A 19,227-nucleotide genomic window follows, 5' to 3' on the forward strand; every position below is an offset into this window, starting at 1 on the left:
CCGTCAACCCATCCCTGCCATCCGAAACCTGCGGCAACAGTAGGAGCCGGGTGCGTCCGACGACGCAACGCCCGGTTACCGTCGGGTGAACGGCGGGCGGCGCGGCGGGGCGACGGCTCGGCGATGGCGGGGCGATGGCTTGGTGACGGCAGGGCGACGGCAGGGTGATGGCAGGGCGACGGCTTGGTGATGGCAGGGCGACGGCAGGGCGACGCTCCTGCGACCTACGCTCGGCAGGAGATACCGCTCCCACAGCCCGGTTTCTCCTTCCGAACGGAGATCGCGACGGCGTGTCGCCCGCGTCTTCCTGCGGAACCCCAGACGCGCGAACCGCCGCCCACCCGAAGGCGGACGGCGGTCGTGGTGCGCGGTGCGTGGTGCGTGGTGCGCGTTGCGTGGTGTCAGCGCGTGACTACTTGACCTCGCACTGCGCGGCCTTGGTGACCTTGCAGATGTCGCGGATCTGGTCGTAGTACTTGTCGTCGACCGGGCTGAAGGCGAAGAAGGTGGCCTTGAACCCGTCGGAGTCGGCGTTCTTGATGCCCGCCTTCTGGATGTCGGCGATGGTCACTGTGGACAGCTTGTCGCTGAGGTCCTTCTTGATCTCGTCCGGGAGCGTGTTCGAGAACACCATCGGAGCACCGGGGACCATCGTCTTCGCGACGACCTTGAGGCCGGGCTGCGCGTCGACCGCGGAGTCCTCTGCGAAGCCGGCGTCGCACTCGGCGCCCTGCGAGACCTTGAGGGCCGAGGCGTCGTGCTTGCCCGCGAACACCGGGGTGATGTCCTTGGCCGGGTCGATGCCCGCCTTCATGAGGTTGTAGGTCGGGAAGAGGTAGCCGGAGGTCGAGCTCGGGTCGACGAAGCAGACCTTCTTGCCCTTGAAGTCGTCGATCGACGAGATGGACGACTTCTCCGGGACGATGGCCTCGGAGTAGTAACCGGGCTTCTGCCCCTCCTTGGTGATGATCGACGCGAACGGCGTGATCTTGGCGCCGCCGTTGGTGGCGGTGACGTAGGTGAAGCCGGAGAAGCTGGCGACGTCGATCTGACCGGCGATGGCGGCCTGGATGAGCGCGGTGTAGTCGCTCGACTCGCGGTACTCGACCTTCTTGCCCGTGATCTTCGCGATGTAGTCGGCGATCGGCTGGTAGTTGGACTGCGTGTTCACCGTGTCCGGGACGACGCCGAAGACGAGCGTGCTCGAGTCCTTGGCGAAGGTAGCGGCCGACGCGGTCGAGGACGCGTCGTCGGTCGAGCTTGCGTTGGCCGAACCGGTACAAGCGGCGAGTCCGAGGGAGAGGACGAGCGCTGCGCCGACGGCGAGCGTCTTGGTGATGGACAGTTTCATCGAAGACCTTCCTGGTGATGCGATGCGGTGTGGTGTGGTGTGGTGTGGTGTCTGCACGCCGAACGGCGCTGCTGTGTTCGTTGGAACGCTAGGTGCGGGATGCGACGCCGACGGCAACCGCCGGTTACGGCTCGATGAACGTGGAGCGGCGGGCAGGCGCGGCTGGAGCGGCGGGCAGGCGCGGCTGGAGCGGCGGGCAGGCGCGGCTGGAGCGGCGGCAGGAGCGGCGGGCACGAGCGGCGGGCACGAGCGGCGGGCAGGAGCGGCGGGCTCGAGCGGCGCGAGGCGTCGGGGCTGCGGCGGGCACCCGCATCCACGTGTTGCACTATCGTGACGACCGGTGCAATATTGCAGCATGGCCGTCGATGACAACACTCGCGAGTTCGACCCCGGCATCGTCACGGACTTCCGGCGGCGGATGTCGTACGGCTCCTACCTGGACCTGGAGACCCTGCTCAGCGCACAGAACCCGGTGAGCGTGCCCGAGCACCACGACGAGCTGCTGTTCATCATCCAGCACCAGACCACCGAGCTCTGGCTCAAGCTCGTGCTGCACGAACTGGAATCCGCCCGCGACCTCCTGCGCGCGGACCAGCTCGCCCCTGCGCTCAAACGCATCGCCAGGGTCAAGCACATCCAGCGGACGCTCACTGAGCAGTGGTCGGTGCTCGCCACGCTCACTCCGACCGAGTACGCGGAGTTCCGCGGCTTCCTCGGCAACTCGTCCGGATTCCAGTCGTATCAGTACCGCGCCGTGGAGTTCGTGCTCGGCAACAAGAACCGCCGTATGCTCAGCGTCTTCGAGAACGACCCGGTCGCCCACGCGCTGCTCGCCGAACTTCTGGACGCTCCGAGCATCTACGACGAGTTCCTCCGCTATCTCGCACGAGCGGGCTTCGCCGTGCCGTCTTCGGTGCTCGACCGAGACGTGACAGAGGCGTACGTCTTCACCCCGGAACTCGTGCCGGTGTTCCGCGGCATCTACGAGCACGCTGCGGACAACTGGGCCGAGTACGAGGCGTGCGAAGAACTGGTCGACCTGGAGGACAACTTCCAGCTCTGGCGCTTCCGCCACCTCAAGACGGTGCAGCGCACCATCGGCATGAAGACGGGCACCGGCGGTTCGACCGGCGTCGGCTTCCTGCAGAAAGCGCTCGAACTCACCTTCTTCCCCGAGCTCTTCGCCGTGCGCACCGAAATCGGCACACCGCGATGATGTACTCCGTCAACGCCGTCTGGGACGGGCATGCCTTCCGCGGCCCCACCACCTACGAGGTCGACGGCACCCTGCTGCGAGAGACACCCCAGCCACCGCGCGGAGAGCCGCGAGCTGCAGCCGTCACCGCCATCGCTCCCGCCGCCGCTACGGCATCCCGCGCCGCCACCACGTCGTCCCCCGCCACTCCCATCCACCTCGGCGGCACCCTCATCCCGCACCTCACCGACCACCACACGCACCTCGGCCTCGCCGACCAGCGCGCGCTCTTCACCGCGGGAATCACGGACGCGGTGGACCTCGGCTGGATCCCCGAGGTCGCATCCACGTGGCTGACCGGCGAACTGGACCGGCCCGCCGTCGCGATCGCGGGCGCGCTGCTCACCTCCCCTGGCGGGTATCCGGTGAACGCAGGCTGGGGACCCCCAGGGTCGAGCGCCGAGCTGACGGGCCCGGTGGATGCGCGAAGAGCGGTTCGTAAACAGGTCATGCTGGGAGCCTCCCGCATCAAGGTCGCCCTGAACACCGACGCGGGAACAACCGTGGATAACTCCGTCCTCGCCGCGATTGTGGAGGAAGCGGCCGCATCCGGTGTGCCTGTGACTGTTCACGCACAGGGCTCGGGGCAGGCGGCTCGGGCGATCGCGGCCGGTGCCGATCAACTCGCGCACGCTCCGTTCAGCGAGCGGGTCGACGACGCCGACGTGCAGCGTGCGGCCGCCGCCGGCATGAGTTGGGTGTCGACCCTGGACATCCACGGCTGGGGTGAGCCGACCGCGGAATTCGCCGTGGCGCAGGACAACCTCCGGCGCTTCGTCGCTGCGGGCGGCCGCGTGCTGTACGGCACCGACCTCGGCAACGGGCCGCTCGCGGTGGGCGTCAACCGGCGCGAGCTTGCGGCCATCGCAGCCTGCGGTCTGGACGGCGCGGCGCTCGTCGCAACGATCGCGAGCACATCCACCGCGCCCCAGGCGTCCGCCACACCCGATGCACCGGCACCCGCCGCACCCACGGCACCCACGGCACCCACGGCACCCACGGCACCCACCAGCGTCATCGGCCCGCGCTTCGCCTGGCTCCCCACCACGCCACCATCCGACCCCGCCGACCTGCCATCGTGGCTCGCCACAGCGACCGGCCGCACCGTCGCGACCCTTCCCGCATCCCCCACCTCCCGAGAGGACCCCGCATGACCGACCCTGTCGACCCAGCCGCCTTCCCCACCGCGTCCGTCCCGTCCGACTTCGTCGAACCGAGCGCCATCCCCGACCCGCTGGCCGCCGCACGCGCGCTCGACGCCGCCGACCCGCTCGCCCCATACCGCGACCGTTTCGCCGGGATCGACGACGACACCAGCAGCATCGTCGCCTATCTCGACGGCAACTCTCTCGGGCGTCCGACCAGGGCGAGCATCGAGCGCATCCACCGGTTCCTGCTCGACGACTGGGGCGGTCGCCTCATCCGTGGCTGGGACGAGGAATGGCTGGAACTGCCGTTCACGATCGGTGACGCCATCGGGCGCTCGATCGTCGGGGCTGCGCCCGGCCAGACATTCGTCGGCGACTCGACCACCGTGCTCCTCTACAAGCTGTCGCGCGCCGCCGTGGATGCGCAGCCGGGCCGCACCGAGATCGTCCTCGACACCGACAACTTCCCCACCGACCGCTACGTGCTCGACGGCATCGCTCGCGAGCGCGGTCTCACGCTCGTCTGGATCGAGGCCGACACGCACGCCGGCGTCACACCGGAGCAGGTCGCCGCTGTGGTCGGCCCGCAGACCGCGCTGGTCGTGCTCAGTCACGTCGCTTACCGTTCCGGTTTCCTCGCCGACGTGCCCGCGATCACCCGCATCGCCCACGACGCCGGCGCCCTCGTGCTCTGGGATCTCTGCCACTCAGCAGGCTCTGTGCCCGTCGAACTCGACGTGTGGGGGGTCGACCTCGCTGTCGGCTGCACATACAAGTATCTGAACGGCGGTCCGGGCTCCCCGGCCTTCGGCTACGTGCGTTCCGGGCTGCAGGCCGGCCTCGCCCAGCCGATCCAGGGCTGGATGGGCACGGCCGACATGTTCGCGATGGGCCCCGAATACCGGCCGGCTCCGAGCATCCGGCGCTTCATCAGCGGCACGCCGCCTGTGGTGGGGATGCTCGCCATGCAGGACACGATCGCGATGATCGCCGAGTGCGGCATCGACGCCGTGCGCGCCAAGTCTGTGGCGCTCACCGAGTTCGCCATCGCGCTGTCCGACGAATGGCTCGCGCCCCTCGGCGTCACCGTGGTCAGCCCGCGCGACGCAGAGAGACGCGGAGGACACGTGACCCTCGACCACCCGGCGATGCGGCAGGCGACCGCTGCGCTCTGGCAGCGCGACGTGATCCCCGACTACCGCGACCCGGACGGACTCCGCCTCGGCCTGTCCCCGCTCAGCACGAGCTTCGAGGAGACCTACCGCGGCATCGTCGCAGTGCGGGATGTGCTCGGCGAGCTCACACATGACTGACGCTGCGGCAGGGGTGGTGACGGTGGCAGCGGCCGGGCCAGCGCCATCGCCGGTCTCCGGGCTCTCCGAGGCCGCACGCGAAGACCTCGAGGCGAGCACCGGCAGCTCCACGGCCCTGCTCAGAACCATAGTCGGAGCCGTGCTGCGCCCGATCGGCGGCTGGATGAGCGCAGCAGGCGCCGTCGAACTGCTCGCCGCCCTCGGCATCCCCGCCAGCACAGCGCGCTCCAGCCTCACGCGACTCTGCGCACGCGGAGTGCTGCGGCGCGAGTCCCGCGCAGACGTGGCGGGATACGCGATCGACCCCGCCGCGATCCCGATGCTGGAACGCGGCGACGCCCGCATCTTCCGGCCGGTGGATGCGCGAGCCGCCAGCACGACCACCGCCGCGCCTGCTTCCACCACAGCCACAGCCTGGTGCCTCCTCTCCTTCTCCCTCCCCGAGCGGCAGCGCGCCCGCCGCCACCAGTTGCGCCGCAGGCTCTCGGCCCTCGGCTGCGGCACCGTCGCCGACGGCCTGTGGATCGCCCCCGCCGCGCTCGAAGCCGAACTCGCGGAGACCATCGACGACCTCCGACTGCGCGACCAGGCCATCCTCTTCACCAACGCCGTCGCCGTCGGCGACCTCGCCGCCGCTCTCCCGCGGTGGTACGACCTGGCGACCATTCGCGCGGCGTACGACGGGTTCCTGGCGCGCCACGCGCATCCATCGATCGCCGCACCGGAAGCGGCAGGGGAAGCGGCAGCCGCACCGGCAGCGGCACCGGATGCACTCGCCGCCCGCGACGCGTTCGCCCGCTGGGTGCGCGCCGTCGATGAGTGGCGCGTGATCCCGTATCTCGACCCCGGCCTGCCCTCCGCCGCGCTGCCCCCGGACTGGCCGGGCGCCGCCGCTGCCGCCGCTTTCGCCGCCTTGCGTGCACGTCTTGAGCCCGTCGCCGTCGCATACGCGGCCACGGTCGCCGCCCCCGAACCCATCCGCGCGGATGAGCACCGCGCTTCACGGTAGAATCGACGCATCCCCCGGACCACGCGAGCGGAGTGAAGCCTTGCCAACGATCGTTGTAGAAGTCATGCCGAAAGCCGAGCTGCTCGACCCTCAGGGCAAGGCCGTCGCCGGCGCTCTCGCCCGGACGGGCAAAGGCCAGTTCGCCGGTGTCCGTGTCGGCAAGCGGTTCGAGCTGACCGTCGACGGCCCGATCGACGATGCCACGCGCGCCGCCGTCGAGCAGATCGCCGGCGAGATCCTGTCGAACTCCGTGATCGAAGACGTGGTCGGCATCCACTACCCCGCCGAGATCGACGCCTGATGCGCATCGGCGTCGTCACCTTCCCTGGCTCCCTCGACGACCGCGACGCTCTGCGCGCGATCCGTCTGGCCGGCGCGGAGCCGGTCGCCCTCTGGCACGGCGAGCACGACCTTCACGGTGTCGACGCACTCGTCCTTCCCGGCGGTTTCAGCTACGGCGACTACCTGCGCTGCGGCGCCATCGCCAGTCTCTCGCCGATCATGACCGAGGTCGTGGATGCGGCGGCCAAGGGGATGCCCGTGCTCGGCATCTGCAACGGGTTCCAGATGCTCGCTGAGGCACACCTCGTCTCCGGCGGCCTGATCCGCAACGACCACGGCAACTTCATCCGCCGCGACCAGCACCTCACGGTCGAGAACGCCGACACCCCGTGGACGAGCGGGTTCGAGGCCGGCCAGGAGATCGTCATCCCGTTGAAGAACGGCGAGGGCGGCTTCATCGCGTCCGCCGAAGAGCTGAAGCGCCTCGAAGGCGAAGGTCTCGTGGTGTTCCGTTACAAGGGCGTCAACCCGAACGGTTCGCTCGACGACATCGCGGGCGTGCGCAACGAGCGCGGCAACGTGGTCGGCCTCATGCCGCACCCCGAGCATGCTGTCGAGCCGGGTTTCGGCCCCGACACCTCCGCCGCCATGCGTTCGGGCATCGACGGCCTCACCTTCTTCACCTCCGTCATCCGCTCCACCCTCGTCGAGGCGTAGCGCTCCCGCATCCATCGAGCCCAGGCTTTTTCACCGCATCCTCCGGGTTTGCGGTGAAAAACCCTGGGCTCGATTGCTTTCCAACTTTCGGGTGATTCGCGGACGGGCCGGGTGGGTCAGGCTGGAAGCATGAAACCCCGTGTGCTGTACCGGACGCTCGCGATCGCAGAGGCGATCACCTGGACGCTGCTGATCGGCGGGATGCTGCTCAAGTACGTGGCGCGGGTCGGCGACTGGCCGGTGCTGGTCGCCGGGTCCATCCACGGGCTGGTGTTCATCAGCTACGCCGTGGCCTCCGTGCTGGTCGGTGTGAACCAGCGGTGGCGCATCCCCGTGATCGTAGTGGCGGTGGCGTCGGCGATCGTGCCGTACGCGACCATCCCGTTCGACCTGTGGGCAGACCGCACCGGCCGTCTCGACGGCGGCTGGCGCACCACTCCCACCGACGACCCACGCGACCACACCGCCATCGGCCGCCTGTTCCGGTGGATGCTCAACCACGTCCCCGTGCTCGCGGTCACGCTGGTCGCCCTCATCGCCGCGATCATGGCCACCCTCCTGATGATCGGCCCGCCCCGCCTGAGCTGACGCGCCCAGCCTGTCCGGTCATCGAGTCGGGAGTTGTGCACACCCGTGCACGGCGTGTCGCGTGAACAACGCCGGGCTCGATCTCTCAGCGGTTGCTGCGGTATGTGGGGCTGAGGTTGAGGCGCTGCCCCTCGACCAGGCGGGTGTTGCGATAACCGAGCTGCGGGTTCAAGTAGACGAGCTGCAGCGGCGTGATGCCGAACCGGCGACTGATCGCGTCGACGGTGTCGAGCGGGTTGGCCGTGTAGCCGGCCGGCGCGCCCTGGTAGGTGGTGACGGTGCCGCGCGCGAACCGGATCGGCCCGGAGTCTGTGACGACGAGTCCGGGGAAGAAGTCGGGAACCGTCCAGGTGAGCACGGCGGCCGAACTCACGGTGCCGTCCGCGCGGACGAGCTCGAACGCGTTGAAGTACGAGAGGTCGCCTTTGTCGTCGCGGCTTGCCGGGTCGACCGTGAACGTGAAGTCGCCGGACGTCTCCGGCACCTGCCCGAGCGCGAGATCGGGGGCGGGCACGGACGGTGCACCGGCGAGCATCCCGAATCTGTCGGTGCTGAGCGCGGCGTTGAGGTAGGTGAGCCCCGACGTCTCGAAACCGTCGAGTCTCACTTCGATGTCGAGCTTCTGCCCGACGACGACGGTGACGTCACCGGATGCGCGATCAAGCTGCCCAGACAGCGTGCCGCTGGCAAGCTGGGTTCCGGCCGCGGGGAGGTACTCGAACTGCTCCGCGAGCGGGACCGCACTGGGGGTCGGCGCGGCCGTCGATTCGGCGGCGCCCGCTGGCGCGACCGAGCGGGGATGATGCGTTGGCGCGGGCTCCGCGCATCCGGCCAGCAGCACCACGACGGCGACGGCCGCCACCACGATGGCCGCGGGACCGCGGCCCCGGCGCCCGCGTACGTTCACGTTCTCCCCCATCGCGTCAGCATTCCGTACGTCCGGTTTCGGCGCAACTGTGAATCGATTGCTTTCGCCGCACCGAGGTGGAACGCTGAGTCCATGCTTCGTGCCGGATGGTCGTCCTTCGCTTTTCTGATCGGTGCGCTGACCCTCCTGATCGGTGCGTTCACGACGCACCTGCCGATCGAGCTCCTAGTGCTGAGCGGCGCCGCGACGCTCGCGGGCCTCAACAACCTGCTCCGGGCGCAGGTCGCTCGCGCCGCGCGGAACGACCGAGCCGCGGAGGCGGAGCGCGCTGCGGAGCTCGATCGGGAGGCATCGAACCTTTAGTCCGATGGTCAACGCCGCCCGTCAGGCAGCGGGACGAATGCGCTCGTATGCAGCCAAGTACCTGTCTGGGAGTTTGAGGCGACAGTATTCATCAGCGACCGCGAATGCTCGCCTGATCGCTTCCGCATAGTTGTTCACCGAAAGCTCTTGTCCTAGCAGGGTAATCAACGATGAGTCGCCGGGAAGCGAAAGCGACATGCCGAAAACAAAGGTGAGTTGGTTATGCGTTGCGGCAACGGCGAATGCGTCGTACATAACGAATGTCATGCGTCCGGTAGTTGGACTTACGGTCAGAACTCGCGGGCGAGTTCGCTCTCGTCGTTGAGGTGGAGGCACAGCTTCGTCGAGATGTTGCCCGACAGGTTCACGTCGAGAGCCGAGCCTTCGCGCAGCACCAGCACCAGCAACAGCAACAGCAACAGCAACAGCAGGGAGTCGATCGCTTCTTTTCGCCGGTCGTTCGCGGTGAGGTTGTCGTACCCGAAGGGGATGCTCAACTTCGAGATGTGATCCAGGGCGATCGCCCTGGGTATCGGTTTGCCGCCGGCGCCGCAAGCTCAGCGATCTGATCTACCCGGGAGCATCGCGTTGTCGAATCCCGAATCGGTCGCTTCCGTGGTTTCGGCGTATCCGAGATACACAGACGCATATTTCGACCCGTCGCTCGGGAAGACGTGGAAGAACGGCGCGTTGATCGTCAGGTCCCGGCTCTCGAGCGCGGCGAGGAGTTGACTGTAGACCAGTTCGGTCTGGTTTTCGAAGTCGCCTCTGACGATTCCATGCGCCACCGGGCCGATCTCGACGTAAGAGTGAAACAGCATGCCTTCTTGCGGCCTGAAGGTGCTCTCGCGGACCGGGAGGAAGAGCTCGATGTCCGTGATCTCATCCAGCGGCACATTGTTCAGGCTGGAGAAGTGGGGACCCTTGGGGGTGCCGCCGCACCGGGCGACATCGGAGACGAATGCCTCAAGGTGCTCGCCGAGCTCGCTGTAATGGAACTTCGCGCGCCGACTGACCACATTCTGAAACGCCAGCTTCTCTTCGAACGCTATGCCCTGAAGAATTGAGTCCATCAGCGAGCCACCGCTTCGACGTACAGGTCCAACATGACCTCGCCGTAGAACGTGAGGACCACGTGGTGGATGTTCTTGATCTCCAATCCAGCCGCGGCGACAGCCTGCTCGATGCCCTCATAGGGAACCGGCTCCTCCACGTCATGGTGACGGTAGAAGAATTCCGTGTCCAGTTCGAGATGATCCATGAAACTGAAACCCCCGACGCTGTCGTCGACGATATTGAGGCGGTTGCCGAGCGTCGTCATGATCGTGAAGGACGTGCCTCCAGGAACACTCGAGAAGACGATCGGGCCACTGGTGTAGTAGCCGTTGTGCATCAACACCTGCTTGAAGTAGTCGCCGACAGGGTCAATGACCTCGAAGAGATCATCGCCCGGTCGAAGGTCTGCGGAGTGACTCACAACGTTGTGCAGGCTCAACACCCGTTGCTTGAACTTCATGAATTGCTCCATCCTTCGTGCACTGCATCTTTCATCTGGCTCCGGCCCATCCCCGTCACTTCAAACCGTCTATGACCGTGCCCGCAATCCCCATCGCCACGCACACCGCACCGAAAATGCCGACCCACATCCCGATCTTCTTGAACACCGCGTGGGCTCGACCCTTCTTGCGACGCTTCCGCGGTCGCACCTCCCAGTACCGCTTATCCCGCGACTTCAGATACGCGAGATACGAGAACTCCACCGGCAGGCTCGGAGTCACCGCCGCCAAGAATAGGAACAAGATCACGCCGAGCGTTTGTACCAAGTATTGCCCCTGCGTAAGGATGTTGGGTATGACTGTCACCGCCGCGAAGATGAACCACATGCTCTTCGAGCTGTACAGACTGGACGCCGCCCCGAGGTTCCCCAAGGTCCGCGCCTCCGAATGACCCTCACGCAAACGCTTGCGCAACAACAGAACATGCACAACAGTCGCGCCGCAAATGTACAAAAGACCAATAACGCCGACGACCGGGAACAGTGCGACATCGAGAACCGTGTTTCCCGCGCGATCGACGTGGACCACCATAGCGATCCCCACGAAGCACAGCGCGTACACCATGACAGCGGCGCAGACGGCCATGACGCCGGAGAAGAGCACCTGAACCCGGAAGATCAACGGCCGGAGGAATGTCAGCAGCAGTACTAGAGCGCTGAATGCCAGGAGGACGAGATGCGCGCAAAAGAGCACCCCAAAGAATCCTTGGTGACTTCCAGGGACAGTAGCCGTCGCGCCCGCCATTAGGGTAATGAAACCCAAAAAGAGCGCATTCACGAATGCAATCACGGGCAAGTTGACGAGGGATGCTCTGCTTTCGGCAAGAACTATGAAATAGGTTTCGTTCGCCGCTACCCGCTCACGCTCGTCCTTGCTCAGTTTGTAACCCATTCGATCACCAGAACTTCGCCGCGACCGTGTTCCACAAGTCTTCAACGCCATCGGCAAGACTCTTGACACCTTCCTTCGCCCAATCAACAGCCGCTTTGTCGCCGATCTTCCATTCGTTGAACACCCAGTTGGCGGCGATTCCGACGCCGGCTCCGACGACGGTCCCTAAGGGCGGCAGGAAGATCGACCCGACTGCTGCGCCGATTCCTGCGGCCGCGGCCGCGCTTCCGACGTCGACGGCGGTGTCGATGCTGAAGTCACGCACATCACGAGCGTCGACGTCGCCGCTGAAGTGCTGCTGCGCGTTGCTCCCGATGGTCAGAGCCGCGCCAGCGAGGCCCGCGCCCTTGGCGAACTTGCTGAGTTTCGAGGCGTCTTTCCATCCCGTGAAGTCGTCAAGGGGTGCGGCGGCAAAAGCGCTGCCGCCGGCCTTGATCGGCTGCCTGTAGTGATCGATGCGGGTTGCGGTGGCAGCATTGAAGTCCTTTCCCCGACCGTAAAGGTGGGTGCTCGCGGGCTTGTAGAGAAAGCGTGCGCCGTACTTCAACCGGCCGTCAGCGTCTCTGGTCACCTTGTTGCCGGCGAGATGGTCAAGGATCGCGCTCCTGGTCACCACAGCACCGAGCCCTATCCCGACGGACCCCAGGACCTGGGATCCCTTGAGTTCATCGAGGAGCGAAACGGTCTCCCCGGTTGCCGCCGCAAGTTTGCTGAGCCCGTCCACGAACAGCCCCGCCGTTCGTGCAGCGAACTCCTGCAGCGCCCGCAGTCGATCCCCCAACTCCCTGATATCGGCTTCAAGCTGCGTCAGCACAAGCTCCAACTGCGCGTTCGCCTCCTCCAGCGTCACACCCAAGCCAGGAATCGTCGACGACGCAACAGTCGCCGTGCGGTTCGCCTCGATCTGACGTTCCGTCGCGTCGCGCTGAGCCCTCGTTGCGGTGAGCTGGATATTCAGCTCGTCCTCTTTCAGCACGCCGTATCGGGCCACGAGCCCGTCCGCCTGCGTGTATTTCTCGAGATCTTCCTGGATCGAGGCGATCTCGCTCTTTGCATCCGTGACCGACGGACGGATGATCTGAGCAAAAAGGGTGTCGACTGCCGCGTACCCCTGACCCGAAAGCTCACCACTCCCCAGAGCGTCACCCAGCCTCAGACAGGCTCGCTCCGTGGCATCCAGCACTCCCGTCGCAGCCGCCAGATTCGCCGAAAGCGCACTCGTCAACGCACCCGAATCGCTCGAGTCGTAGATCAAACCCACGATGCCTCCGACTTCTCCTGCCGCAGCCGTTCCACCTCGGCCTCAGATGTCGAGCGGATCTCCCTCGAGGTCTCCTCCAGAAGCTCGGCCTGATCTCGCGCCAGTCGGCTGACGAAAGCGTCGAGCTCCCTCCTTGCAGCTAAACCCCTTTGCACGAAATAGTTCTTCCGACCCAGGGCGATTCCGGCTCCTTCGAACCGCTGGGCATTCGTGCGCATTGCCTGGTGATACGTTTCCCACTGCTCACTGAGCACGCGGATAGTCGCAAGGTCTTCGGCGGTCCGACTCTCGCGATCCCTGATCTGCCGATCCAACGTCACGCGCCGCTCCGCTGCGGGGCCTTTCATCGGTTGCCACCCACAGCTGCCGCGTCGCGCTTGTCGCGTTGTTCGATCTCCGTCGCGAGCGCGGTGACGCCAGTGGCCTGGCGTTTCACACCGGAAACCAGCTCGGTAACCACGCTCAGAACGTTCTCGGAAACGTTCGCACCGTTCTTCATGCTCAGGACATTGCTCGACCCCAGGCTCACCTGGTGCCGTTTGACGTCGACATCGATGTCCGCAAAGCCCGACACGGCAGATTGGGCTGCACCAGTATTTGATGAAAGCTTCATTCCTCGTCCTTTCGAGAGGTATCGGCGATTAGTCGACGAACGACCGAGAATGGATCCACGCCGGGCTGGGGCTCCTCTGAGTCGTCTGTCTGGATTTCTCTGGCGTCGGGAATCTCTGTGAGCGACCCCGTGAACTGATGCGCAGGGCTAATCGCTCGTCGGCCGTTCTCCATCTGGTCGAGGAGATCCGCGAGGAAGGCCTCGTCAGCGGCATCGGAATAGCCTTTGTAGACGACCTCCTGAATCTCACGAGTCACGATCGGAAAGGTCTCCTGATCAGGCGCCTCGCCGTACGGATGCGGGGCGAGCAGATAGCGGGGCTCGACCTCGGGCTGTTCGTTATCTGGGCGGAATGCCCCGCGCGCGAGGACCACAAACAGTCCGGCATTGCTCTCGTTCTCGAGCCGAACGATGGAACCAAGGCCCAAAAACTCGCCCTGTAGCTCTAGAGACATCGTCACCCTTCGCTTTCTTTCTGGGTCGGCACCACGATGTGGTCGACTTCTCCGTCGCAGAGGGAATGCAGGACGTTCTTAGCGTGTGCCCCTTTCCTCACCGCAAGCGGCAGATTGTCGACGAAGCGCTGCGCACCCAGGTCACCGCCGAACACGATTCGATCGACGTTCTCTTTCAGGGGGGCGACCATTCCGAAGCCACTGTTCACCTTCGACACGTGGTCCAGAACGACAATCTGCACGAGCTCACCACCCATGCCGAGAAGGTCAGCGATCTGGTCCGTCGACAGCATCAGCTTGTCGAACACTTCGGTCATCCCGTTGATGACCACGCACAGCCGAATCTGCGAGCCGTGCTCGACAAGCTCCACGAGCGCGAGTTTCACCGTGTCGACGTGAGCCTTCAGCGCCTTCTTGCCTACATACAGCGAAGTCTCCACCGGAAGGTGCGCGCGCAGAGCGTCGTTGGCGTCGATTACCACAAGGCACTCGGCATCGACAGCATCTACGATCTGAGCAATCAGGAACGGGTAGAGCAAAGCCGACTGCTTCCCAGTATCCGGGAGAATCGCCAGCGAATTGCCCCTGAACAACTCAAAAGTCTCAGGCACGGAATCCCCCTTGTTCAAGCCAAGAAGAACCGTGTTGGGAGCTGAGTCGTGCGCCGCGAAGCGCGTGAACACCTCCGGAGTGAGCTCCCGGGGGACCATCGGAATCCGCGCGGGCCGGGCACCCTCCCAGGCGTCGTCCAGAGCGGTCACCTGCGCTTCCAGAGCCGAGAGAGCTTCGGAGCTGTTCTCGCCCGAGGAGGGCAGATAGAACTGGATCGCGATCGGCGCGTTCACAAGCACCTGGCCCCTGCCCGGGGTGTCGTCCTGCATCAGTCGCTCTCGGCCCATGAGCTGGGCGAGATCGCTCTCTTCGTTCAGATAGAGGCACAGCTTGGTCGAGATATTGCTGAGCATGTTCATGCGTACGCCGCCCACCCGGCTCGCACTCATCACGAGATACACCCCAAGTGCGGCACCCTCGCGAAGCACCTGAAGAAGCAGGTTGTCGATCGCGTCCCTTCTCGCGTCGTTGCCCGTGAGGTTGTCGTACCCGTCGAGCACGTTCAACACGATCGGGAGGTCCAGCCGTGTCTTCGCCTGGTATTGCTCCAGGTTTGCGACGCCGGCTTCTTTGAAGAGCTGTTTCCGCGTGGCGAGGAGGTCCGCGATCGCCCCGAGCATCTTGTCGAGCTTCTCGGCTTCTTCGAGGGTGACGATATCTGCGACGTGCGGCAGGTCCCTGAGCGGCAGCAGGCCGTTGTTCCCGAAGTCGATGAGCTGCACGTGCACCTGCTCGGGCGTATTGGCTTTCGCCAGGTTCATCACGAGGGTCTGCAGCACAGTCGATTTGCCGTAGCCGGGGCTGCCGAACAGGGCAGTGTGCCCGGCGCGCGCGAGATCGAACTCGTAGGTCTCCTGCGCCTGGCGGGCCGGGATGTCGAGCATTCCCAGCGGAACGCTCAGGCCACGTCCCTGGCGCGGCTCTGGCGTCGAAATGCTCTCAGGCAGGTTCGGCAGCCACGGCTTGTCAGGGGTCGTCAGCGCATCGTCGCTCTGGAAGATGTGCTCGATGGAGTCGATGATCGCGTCCAACTGCGAAGGAAGATCGCTCGTGTCCTTTCCCTGCGTGACCTCTTCGTCGGGATCGTAGAAGAGTTCGTACTGCCCGACGTCGTTGATCCTGTAGATGCGCTCGTCGATCCGCTCGGTCACCACCGCGTCGGGGTCGTACGGCACACCGGCGTAGCCGCTCTGGAAGAGTTCGTAGACCTCGTTCTGCCCGACCTTCAGGAATCCGCGACCAGGGTTGGTGATGTGCGCGGCGTCGGCGGTCTTCAACAGCTCGTTCGAGTCCTGCTCGCTCGCCATCTTCAACGCGATCTTCGACGTCGAGTTCGCCTCGATCTGGTCGTTGACCACGCCGCTGGGTTTCTGCGTTGCGAGAATCAGATGCACGCCAAGGCTTCGCCCGATCCGCGCCACCGAGGTGAGCTCGTCGAGGAACTCGGGCACATTCGCTTTGAGCTCGGCGAACTCGTCGGAGACCAGCACCAGGTGCGGAAGCGGCTTGGTCGGGTACGTGACGAACGGCTTCGGGTCGTGCCGCTGCTTGTACAAGCTCATGTACGCGTTGATGCTGTTCACGCCATAGACGGCGAACTCGCGCTGACGCTTGTTGAGCTCCGCCTTGATGCTTGCGAGCGCACGCGCGGTGCCTGCGCCGTCGAGGTTCGTGATGGCGCCCATGAAGTGGGGCAACCGGTCGAGCGTGTTCGCGATCCCGCCGCCCTTCCAGTCGATGATGAGCATCCCGATGTCTTCGGGAGAGAAGTTGATGGCGAGGCCGATGAGGTACGTGGTCAGGAACTCGGACTTGCCAGAACCCGTCGTGCCGCCGACGAGGGCGTGCGGGCCGTGCGCGCGCTCGTGCAGATCCCAGTGCACGTAATCGGCCTTGCCGCGCCACCCGATCATGGACGCAATCGACTTGTTGGGTTCGGCCCGACTCCACCGGTCAGCGATCTGCAGGTCTTCGACGGATTTCACCTCGTACTGGTCCAGCAGGCTCAGTGACTCCGGAACAGCGTTCTTCTCGACCTCGAGATGGTTTAGGTTCGACAGTCTCCGCAGCGAATGCTCAAGGTCTTCGGGCAGCGCATACGGGATGAACGGTGTTGCGACGTACACGCTGTTGTTCGTGACCAGCTCACCCCGCACCTGATGCGGAGCCTGGATGAGTGCGGTCACCGTCTCGGGAAGCAGCTTCGCGTCTTCGCTGCACCAGATCACCGTCACCCCGAGCTCGCTCATGTCTTCGGCGAGGAGTTCGTTGATTCCGTGACCGGCGAGGAAACGGTCATCGGAGATCGTGAACACATAGTGCGGTGCGAACTGCGGCTTCTGCGTGCCGGCGTCCTTCCGGAGTTGCACGCGCTTCTGGAGGAGCTGGTAGAAGCTGTTCAGCACCACGTCACGCAGCTTCTCCGTGTGGATCAGGCCGCGCATGTTGAGTTCCTGCAGTTTGAAATGGGGCAGCAGCCTCCACGTGTTCCATGTCTTCGCGTATGCCTCACGAGAGAGCAGACTGACGAAGTTCACGTCGCGATAGGAGTGGAAGAACGCGGTCTGGAACAGCAGCGACTGCACGTAGTCGGTGACGACTTCGGGCGGCCCGACCAGCCCGATCGTCTGGCCCGAGATGCCGATCGGGGTCGGTACGTCGCGTTGCGTCCGGAATCCCGCCGCGAGCTCCGTCACATGCTTGCCGTGGGCGCTGGCGTCCTTCTCGCTCACGTCCGAGGACACTTTGACCAGCGAGGGGCGATCGGACAGCCCCAGCGAGAAACTCAGAAAGTCCTTGTTGAAACGCTGACGCTCATAGATTCTCGGGTCGTATCGGTCGACCATCTCAGCGAGCTGCTGGGGGCTCGGCTGCTGATACAGCAGCACCCGGCGCTCGTCGTCATACGCGCGGGAGACGTCGGCCACGGTTCTCACCAGGTACCGGGTGTAGTCCTCCTCGACCTGCAACGCCGACGCCTTGGCTTCCTTCTTCTCGGTGACATACTGCGACACTGTGAAAGAAGCCGTCAGGATGCTCGCGAGCCCCATGCCGATCAGCATCAGCGGGTTGTTGCCCATGATCATCGTCGTGGCGCCCATGGCCGCGATCATGGCGAAGGGGGGCACCAGCATCCGCATGATGCGGTTTTTCGGCTTGGCACCCGGTTTGTCAGGACCCTGCAGCGTGAATTCGGCCTCTTCGACCTCGAGATTCATCTTCGGTGAGCGTCGATAGTCCGGGAAATCCGGGGGGAATTCGCTCGCCGGCTGCTGGGTCAGCACCTTCGTGTGATCGAACACGAGGTGCGAACGGAGCTGCGTGATCTTGAACTGCTCTGGACGTTTCTCGAGCAGGAAGTCCTCGGCCAGCACCACCATGCCGGCATTGATCTCGAAGGTCTGCCGAGTTGTGACCGCCGCGTCGTTCACGTACACGAGCCGATCGAGCGGGTCGACGATCAGCGATCCCTCTCGCACGATCAGAAGGGGTGAGTCCGCCGCTCTGATACCGGCAAACGGCGCATCCCCGATGACGAATTCCGCGCTCTGATCGATGGTGAAGAACTCGGTGGTGGCGCGGGAAGCGGAGACCACCAGACAGGTGAGGTCGCCCACCGTCTGCAGACCATCGCTGAGCCGGTCGCCATCCGCATACAGTGCGGCATTGATCACGCTGAGCTTGTGACCGTGATGTTCAACGAACGGATGGTCTTCTGTGAGCGAGAGTCTGATCGCACACTGACCATCGAGCACGTACACGAGGTACTGCAACTGGCTCGCATCCAGCCGGGAATCAAGGGCGTCCCGCCGAATGTCTCCGGTCTGTTCCGTGTCGAACACGGTCATCGCTGCGCCGCCTCGCCACCCGCGCCCGCGCCCGCGCCCGCGCCGCCAAGCTTCGCCGTCAGCTCGTCGATAGCCTTCGCGTAGTCGTCGAGGAGTCCCTGTTTTTTGCCGCCGGGCATCTGGGTGTTGAGCTTGGTCGCCTGGTACAGGTCGGTGTACGCCAACAGTGTGAGCTGGTCGTCGCCGAGGTTCTGCGCGAAATCGAGGGCCTGCTCGAACTCGCCGCGGCCGATGGCGATCCAGTAGTTCAGCGTGACGTCATCTGACTTCTCGGAAACGTTGTTGAGAATCGCCTGCTTCTGCACCGCCGTGAGGTCGTCCAGGTTGATGCTCGACACGGCAAGCACGTACTTCGCGGACGTCGGCAGCGAACCGGCCGCGTAGTCCTCCAGCTCAGCGAGCGCGCCGGCGTAGTCGCGTGCGATGAATTTTGTCTGGGCGCCGACGACGGCGGTGTTCAGGCGGTTCTGGCTCTCGGCCTGCCAAGCGAACACCCCGGCAGCCAGGCCGGCGGTCACGCCTACCGCTCCCACGACGCGATACCAGCCGTAGCGGCGTTTCGAAACGCTCACCTCTGTGGCCGCGACCTCCGCCTGCTCGGCTTTCAGTTCTGCGTCGATGAACGCGAACAGCTCGTCTGTCGTCGTCGCCTGCCGCACGGAGGTCGAGAACTGGTCCCTGAATCCTTTCGCCCCATCGAGGAGGTGTTCGAAGGTGAGCTTGGGGCGGAAGACCTGCAGGACCATCGCCTGCAGCGACCGGAGGAACAGCGCTTCATCGAACGCGATCGGGGCGAGCATTCCCTGCAGGCCGCAGTGCACCACCCGCAGCAGATCACCGTTGAGATACACGTTGTCGGGGTGGATCACCGGCACTCTGAAGGTGGCCCGATAGCTGGCGCACGCCACGAGCTTCTGCGCCAGGGCCAGACGATCGCGCCGGGTCACGGCACGACGGGCGGCGTCCCTGAAGCTGATTTCGCCATCTCCGATGGTGTAGTCGAACGTGAGCCCCGTTTCCGTCTCGCGCGCGTCGACGTACCGAAGGATCACGTCGAGGTATGCCTCGTCGTAGCCGTTCTTGGACACGTCGACACG

At 65.1% G+C, this 19,227-nt stretch carries 21 protein-coding genes; 8 read left to right on the forward strand and 13 right to left on the reverse strand.

The window, feature by feature from the left end; all coding sequences use genetic code 11:
• Positions 1-412 precede the first annotated feature (412 nt).
• Entirely contained in the window at positions 413-1,351 is a 939-nt protein-coding gene (locus ACYVGI_RS03455; protein ID WP_460631253.1) for a phosphate/phosphite/phosphonate ABC transporter substrate-binding protein, read from the reverse strand.
• 355 nt (positions 1,352-1,706) lie between these two features.
• Between ACYVGI_RS03455 and kynA the strand changes: the two genes are divergently transcribed.
• The 7 genes from kynA to ACYVGI_RS03490 all read left to right on the forward strand — a co-directional run bounded on the left by kynA (position 1,707) and on the right by ACYVGI_RS03490 (position 7,663).
• Positions 1,707-2,567 carry a tryptophan 2,3-dioxygenase gene (gene kynA / locus ACYVGI_RS03460; RefSeq protein ID WP_460631254.1) on the forward strand — a complete coding sequence of 287 codons (861 nt, stop codon included), beginning with the start codon at positions 1,707-1,709 and terminating at the stop codon, positions 2,565-2,567.
• Positions 2,564-3,760 carry an amidohydrolase family protein gene (locus ACYVGI_RS03465; RefSeq protein WP_460631255.1) on the forward strand — a complete coding sequence of 399 codons (1,197 nt, stop codon included), beginning with the start codon at positions 2,564-2,566 and terminating at the stop codon, positions 3,758-3,760. Before kynA ends, ACYVGI_RS03465 begins: the two co-directional genes overlap by 4 nt.
• Positions 3,757-5,067: a kynureninase gene (locus tag ACYVGI_RS03470; RefSeq protein ID WP_460631256.1), complete on the forward strand. Its 1,311-nt coding sequence runs from the start codon at positions 3,757-3,759 to the stop codon at positions 5,065-5,067. Before ACYVGI_RS03465 ends, ACYVGI_RS03470 begins: the two co-directional genes overlap by 4 nt.
• Entirely contained in the window at positions 5,060-6,076 is a 1,017-nt protein-coding gene (locus ACYVGI_RS03475) for a PaaX family transcriptional regulator (RefSeq protein ID WP_460631257.1), read from the forward strand. Before ACYVGI_RS03470 ends, ACYVGI_RS03475 begins: the two co-directional genes overlap by 8 nt.
• A gap of 40 nt (positions 6,077-6,116) precedes the next feature.
• Complete coding sequence (locus tag ACYVGI_RS03480) at positions 6,117-6,377, forward strand: phosphoribosylformylglycinamidine synthase subunit PurS (protein WP_460631258.1); 261 nt, start codon at positions 6,117-6,119, stop codon at positions 6,375-6,377.
• Complete coding sequence (gene purQ / locus ACYVGI_RS03485) at positions 6,377-7,075, forward strand: phosphoribosylformylglycinamidine synthase subunit PurQ (protein ID WP_460631259.1); 699 nt, start codon at positions 6,377-6,379, stop codon at positions 7,073-7,075. Before ACYVGI_RS03480 ends, purQ begins: the two co-directional genes overlap by 1 nt.
• A gap of 129 nt (positions 7,076-7,204) precedes the next feature.
• Positions 7,205-7,663, forward strand: coding sequence for a DUF3817 domain-containing protein (locus tag ACYVGI_RS03490; RefSeq protein WP_460631260.1), 459 nt, complete (start codon positions 7,205-7,207; stop codon positions 7,661-7,663).
• Positions 7,664-7,748: 85 nt separating this feature from the next.
• Here ACYVGI_RS03490 and ACYVGI_RS03495 read toward each other — a convergent pair whose 3' ends face one another.
• Entirely contained in the window at positions 7,749-8,570 is an 822-nt protein-coding gene (locus ACYVGI_RS03495) for a LysM peptidoglycan-binding domain-containing protein (RefSeq protein WP_460631261.1), read from the reverse strand.
• Between the two features lie 93 nt (positions 8,571-8,663).
• Here ACYVGI_RS03495 and ACYVGI_RS03500 point away from each other — a divergent pair, with 93 nt between their 5' ends.
• Positions 8,664-8,894 (forward strand): hypothetical protein, encoded by a 231-nt coding sequence (locus ACYVGI_RS03500; protein WP_460631262.1) that lies wholly within the window; start codon positions 8,664-8,666, stop codon positions 8,892-8,894.
• Between the two features lie 21 nt (positions 8,895-8,915).
• Here ACYVGI_RS03500 and ACYVGI_RS03505 read toward each other — a convergent pair whose 3' ends face one another.
• The 11 genes from ACYVGI_RS03505 to essB are packed head-to-tail and all read right to left on the reverse strand — an operon-like array spanning position 8,916 to position 19,218.
• On the reverse strand, positions 8,916-9,149 hold the full coding sequence (locus ACYVGI_RS03505) for a hypothetical protein (RefSeq protein ID WP_460631263.1): 234 nt from the start codon (positions 9,147-9,149) through the stop codon (positions 8,916-8,918).
• A gap of 35 nt (positions 9,150-9,184) precedes the next feature.
• Positions 9,185-9,391 carry a hypothetical protein gene (locus tag ACYVGI_RS03510; RefSeq protein ID WP_460631264.1) on the reverse strand — a complete coding sequence of 69 codons (207 nt, stop codon included), beginning with the start codon at positions 9,389-9,391 and terminating at the stop codon, positions 9,185-9,187.
• A gap of 60 nt (positions 9,392-9,451) precedes the next feature.
• Entirely contained in the window at positions 9,452-9,967 is a 516-nt protein-coding gene (locus tag ACYVGI_RS03515; RefSeq protein ID WP_460631265.1) for a DUF5085 family protein, read from the reverse strand.
• Positions 9,967-10,410 (reverse strand): hypothetical protein, encoded by a 444-nt coding sequence (locus ACYVGI_RS03520; RefSeq protein WP_460631266.1) that lies wholly within the window; start codon positions 10,408-10,410, stop codon positions 9,967-9,969. Before ACYVGI_RS03520 ends, ACYVGI_RS03515 begins: the two co-directional genes overlap by 1 nt.
• Before the next feature lie 55 nt (positions 10,411-10,465).
• A complete protein-coding gene (locus ACYVGI_RS03525) occupies positions 10,466-11,341 on the reverse strand; it encodes a hypothetical protein (protein WP_460631267.1) in 876 nt (291 codons plus the stop codon).
• Positions 11,342-11,345: 4 nt separating this feature from the next.
• Complete coding sequence (locus ACYVGI_RS03530) at positions 11,346-12,602, reverse strand: hypothetical protein (protein WP_460631268.1); 1,257 nt, start codon at positions 12,600-12,602, stop codon at positions 11,346-11,348.
• On the reverse strand, positions 12,593-12,922 hold the full coding sequence (locus ACYVGI_RS03535; RefSeq protein ID WP_460631269.1) for a hypothetical protein: 330 nt from the start codon (positions 12,920-12,922) through the stop codon (positions 12,593-12,595). The genes ACYVGI_RS03530 and ACYVGI_RS03535 overlap by 10 nt, the downstream gene beginning before the upstream one ends.
• 23 nt (positions 12,923-12,945) lie before the next feature.
• A complete protein-coding gene (locus tag ACYVGI_RS03540; RefSeq protein ID WP_460631270.1) occupies positions 12,946-13,215 on the reverse strand; it encodes a hypothetical protein in 270 nt (89 codons plus the stop codon).
• The gene (locus tag ACYVGI_RS03545; protein WP_460631481.1) at positions 13,212-13,670 is read right to left on the reverse strand and encodes a DUF4176 domain-containing protein; all 459 of its coding nucleotides are present in this window, start codon (positions 13,668-13,670) and stop codon (positions 13,212-13,214) included. The genes ACYVGI_RS03540 and ACYVGI_RS03545 overlap by 4 nt, the downstream gene beginning before the upstream one ends.
• Positions 13,671-13,672: 2 nt before the next feature.
• Positions 13,673-18,130, reverse strand: coding sequence for a type VII secretion protein EssC (essC, locus tag ACYVGI_RS03550; protein WP_460631271.1), 4,458 nt, complete (start codon positions 18,128-18,130; stop codon positions 13,673-13,675).
• Positions 18,127-19,218 carry a type VII secretion protein EssB gene (gene essB, locus ACYVGI_RS03555; protein ID WP_460631272.1) on the reverse strand — a complete coding sequence of 364 codons (1,092 nt, stop codon included), beginning with the start codon at positions 19,216-19,218 and terminating at the stop codon, positions 18,127-18,129. The genes essC and essB overlap by 4 nt, the downstream gene beginning before the upstream one ends.
• Between the last annotated feature and the right edge of the window lie 9 nt (positions 19,219-19,227).

The organism is Leifsonia lichenia (genome assembly GCF_054780215.1).

Excerpts from the sequence above, each read along its gene's own strand:
- ACYVGI_RS03455 (WP_460631253.1), bottom strand. The coding sequence starts at position 1,351 with ATGAAACTGTCCATCACCAAGACGCTCGCCGTCGGCGCAGCGCTCGTC.
- kynA (WP_460631254.1), top strand. The coding sequence starts at position 1,707 with ATGGCCGTCGATGACAACACTCGCGAGTTCGACCCCGGCATCGTCACG.
- ACYVGI_RS03465 (WP_460631255.1), top strand. The coding sequence starts at position 2,564 with ATGATGTACTCCGTCAACGCCGTCTGGGACGGGCATGCCTTCCGCGGC.
- ACYVGI_RS03470 (WP_460631256.1), top strand. The coding sequence starts at position 3,757 with ATGACCGACCCTGTCGACCCAGCCGCCTTCCCCACCGCGTCCGTCCCG.
- ACYVGI_RS03475 (WP_460631257.1), top strand. The coding sequence starts at position 5,060 with ATGACTGACGCTGCGGCAGGGGTGGTGACGGTGGCAGCGGCCGGGCCA.
- purQ (WP_460631259.1), top strand. The coding sequence starts at position 6,377 with ATGCGCATCGGCGTCGTCACCTTCCCTGGCTCCCTCGACGACCGCGAC.
- ACYVGI_RS03490 (WP_460631260.1), top strand. The coding sequence starts at position 7,205 with ATGAAACCCCGTGTGCTGTACCGGACGCTCGCGATCGCAGAGGCGATC.
- ACYVGI_RS03500 (WP_460631262.1), top strand. The coding sequence starts at position 8,664 with ATGCTTCGTGCCGGATGGTCGTCCTTCGCTTTTCTGATCGGTGCGCTG.
- ACYVGI_RS03505 (WP_460631263.1), bottom strand. The coding sequence starts at position 9,149 with ATGTACGACGCATTCGCCGTTGCCGCAACGCATAACCAACTCACCTTT.
- ACYVGI_RS03515 (WP_460631265.1), bottom strand. The coding sequence starts at position 9,967 with ATGGACTCAATTCTTCAGGGCATAGCGTTCGAAGAGAAGCTGGCGTTT.
- ACYVGI_RS03520 (WP_460631266.1), bottom strand. The coding sequence starts at position 10,410 with ATGAAGTTCAAGCAACGGGTGTTGAGCCTGCACAACGTTGTGAGTCAC.
- ACYVGI_RS03525 (WP_460631267.1), bottom strand. The coding sequence starts at position 11,341 with ATGGGTTACAAACTGAGCAAGGACGAGCGTGAGCGGGTAGCGGCGAAC.
- ACYVGI_RS03540 (WP_460631270.1), bottom strand. The coding sequence starts at position 13,215 with ATGAAGCTTTCATCAAATACTGGTGCAGCCCAATCTGCCGTGTCGGGC.
- ACYVGI_RS03545 (WP_460631481.1), bottom strand. The coding sequence starts at position 13,670 with ATGTCTCTAGAGCTACAGGGCGAGTTTTTGGGCCTTGGTTCCATCGTT.
- essC (WP_460631271.1), bottom strand. The coding sequence starts at position 18,130 with ATGACCGTGTTCGACACGGAACAGACCGGAGACATTCGGCGGGACGCC.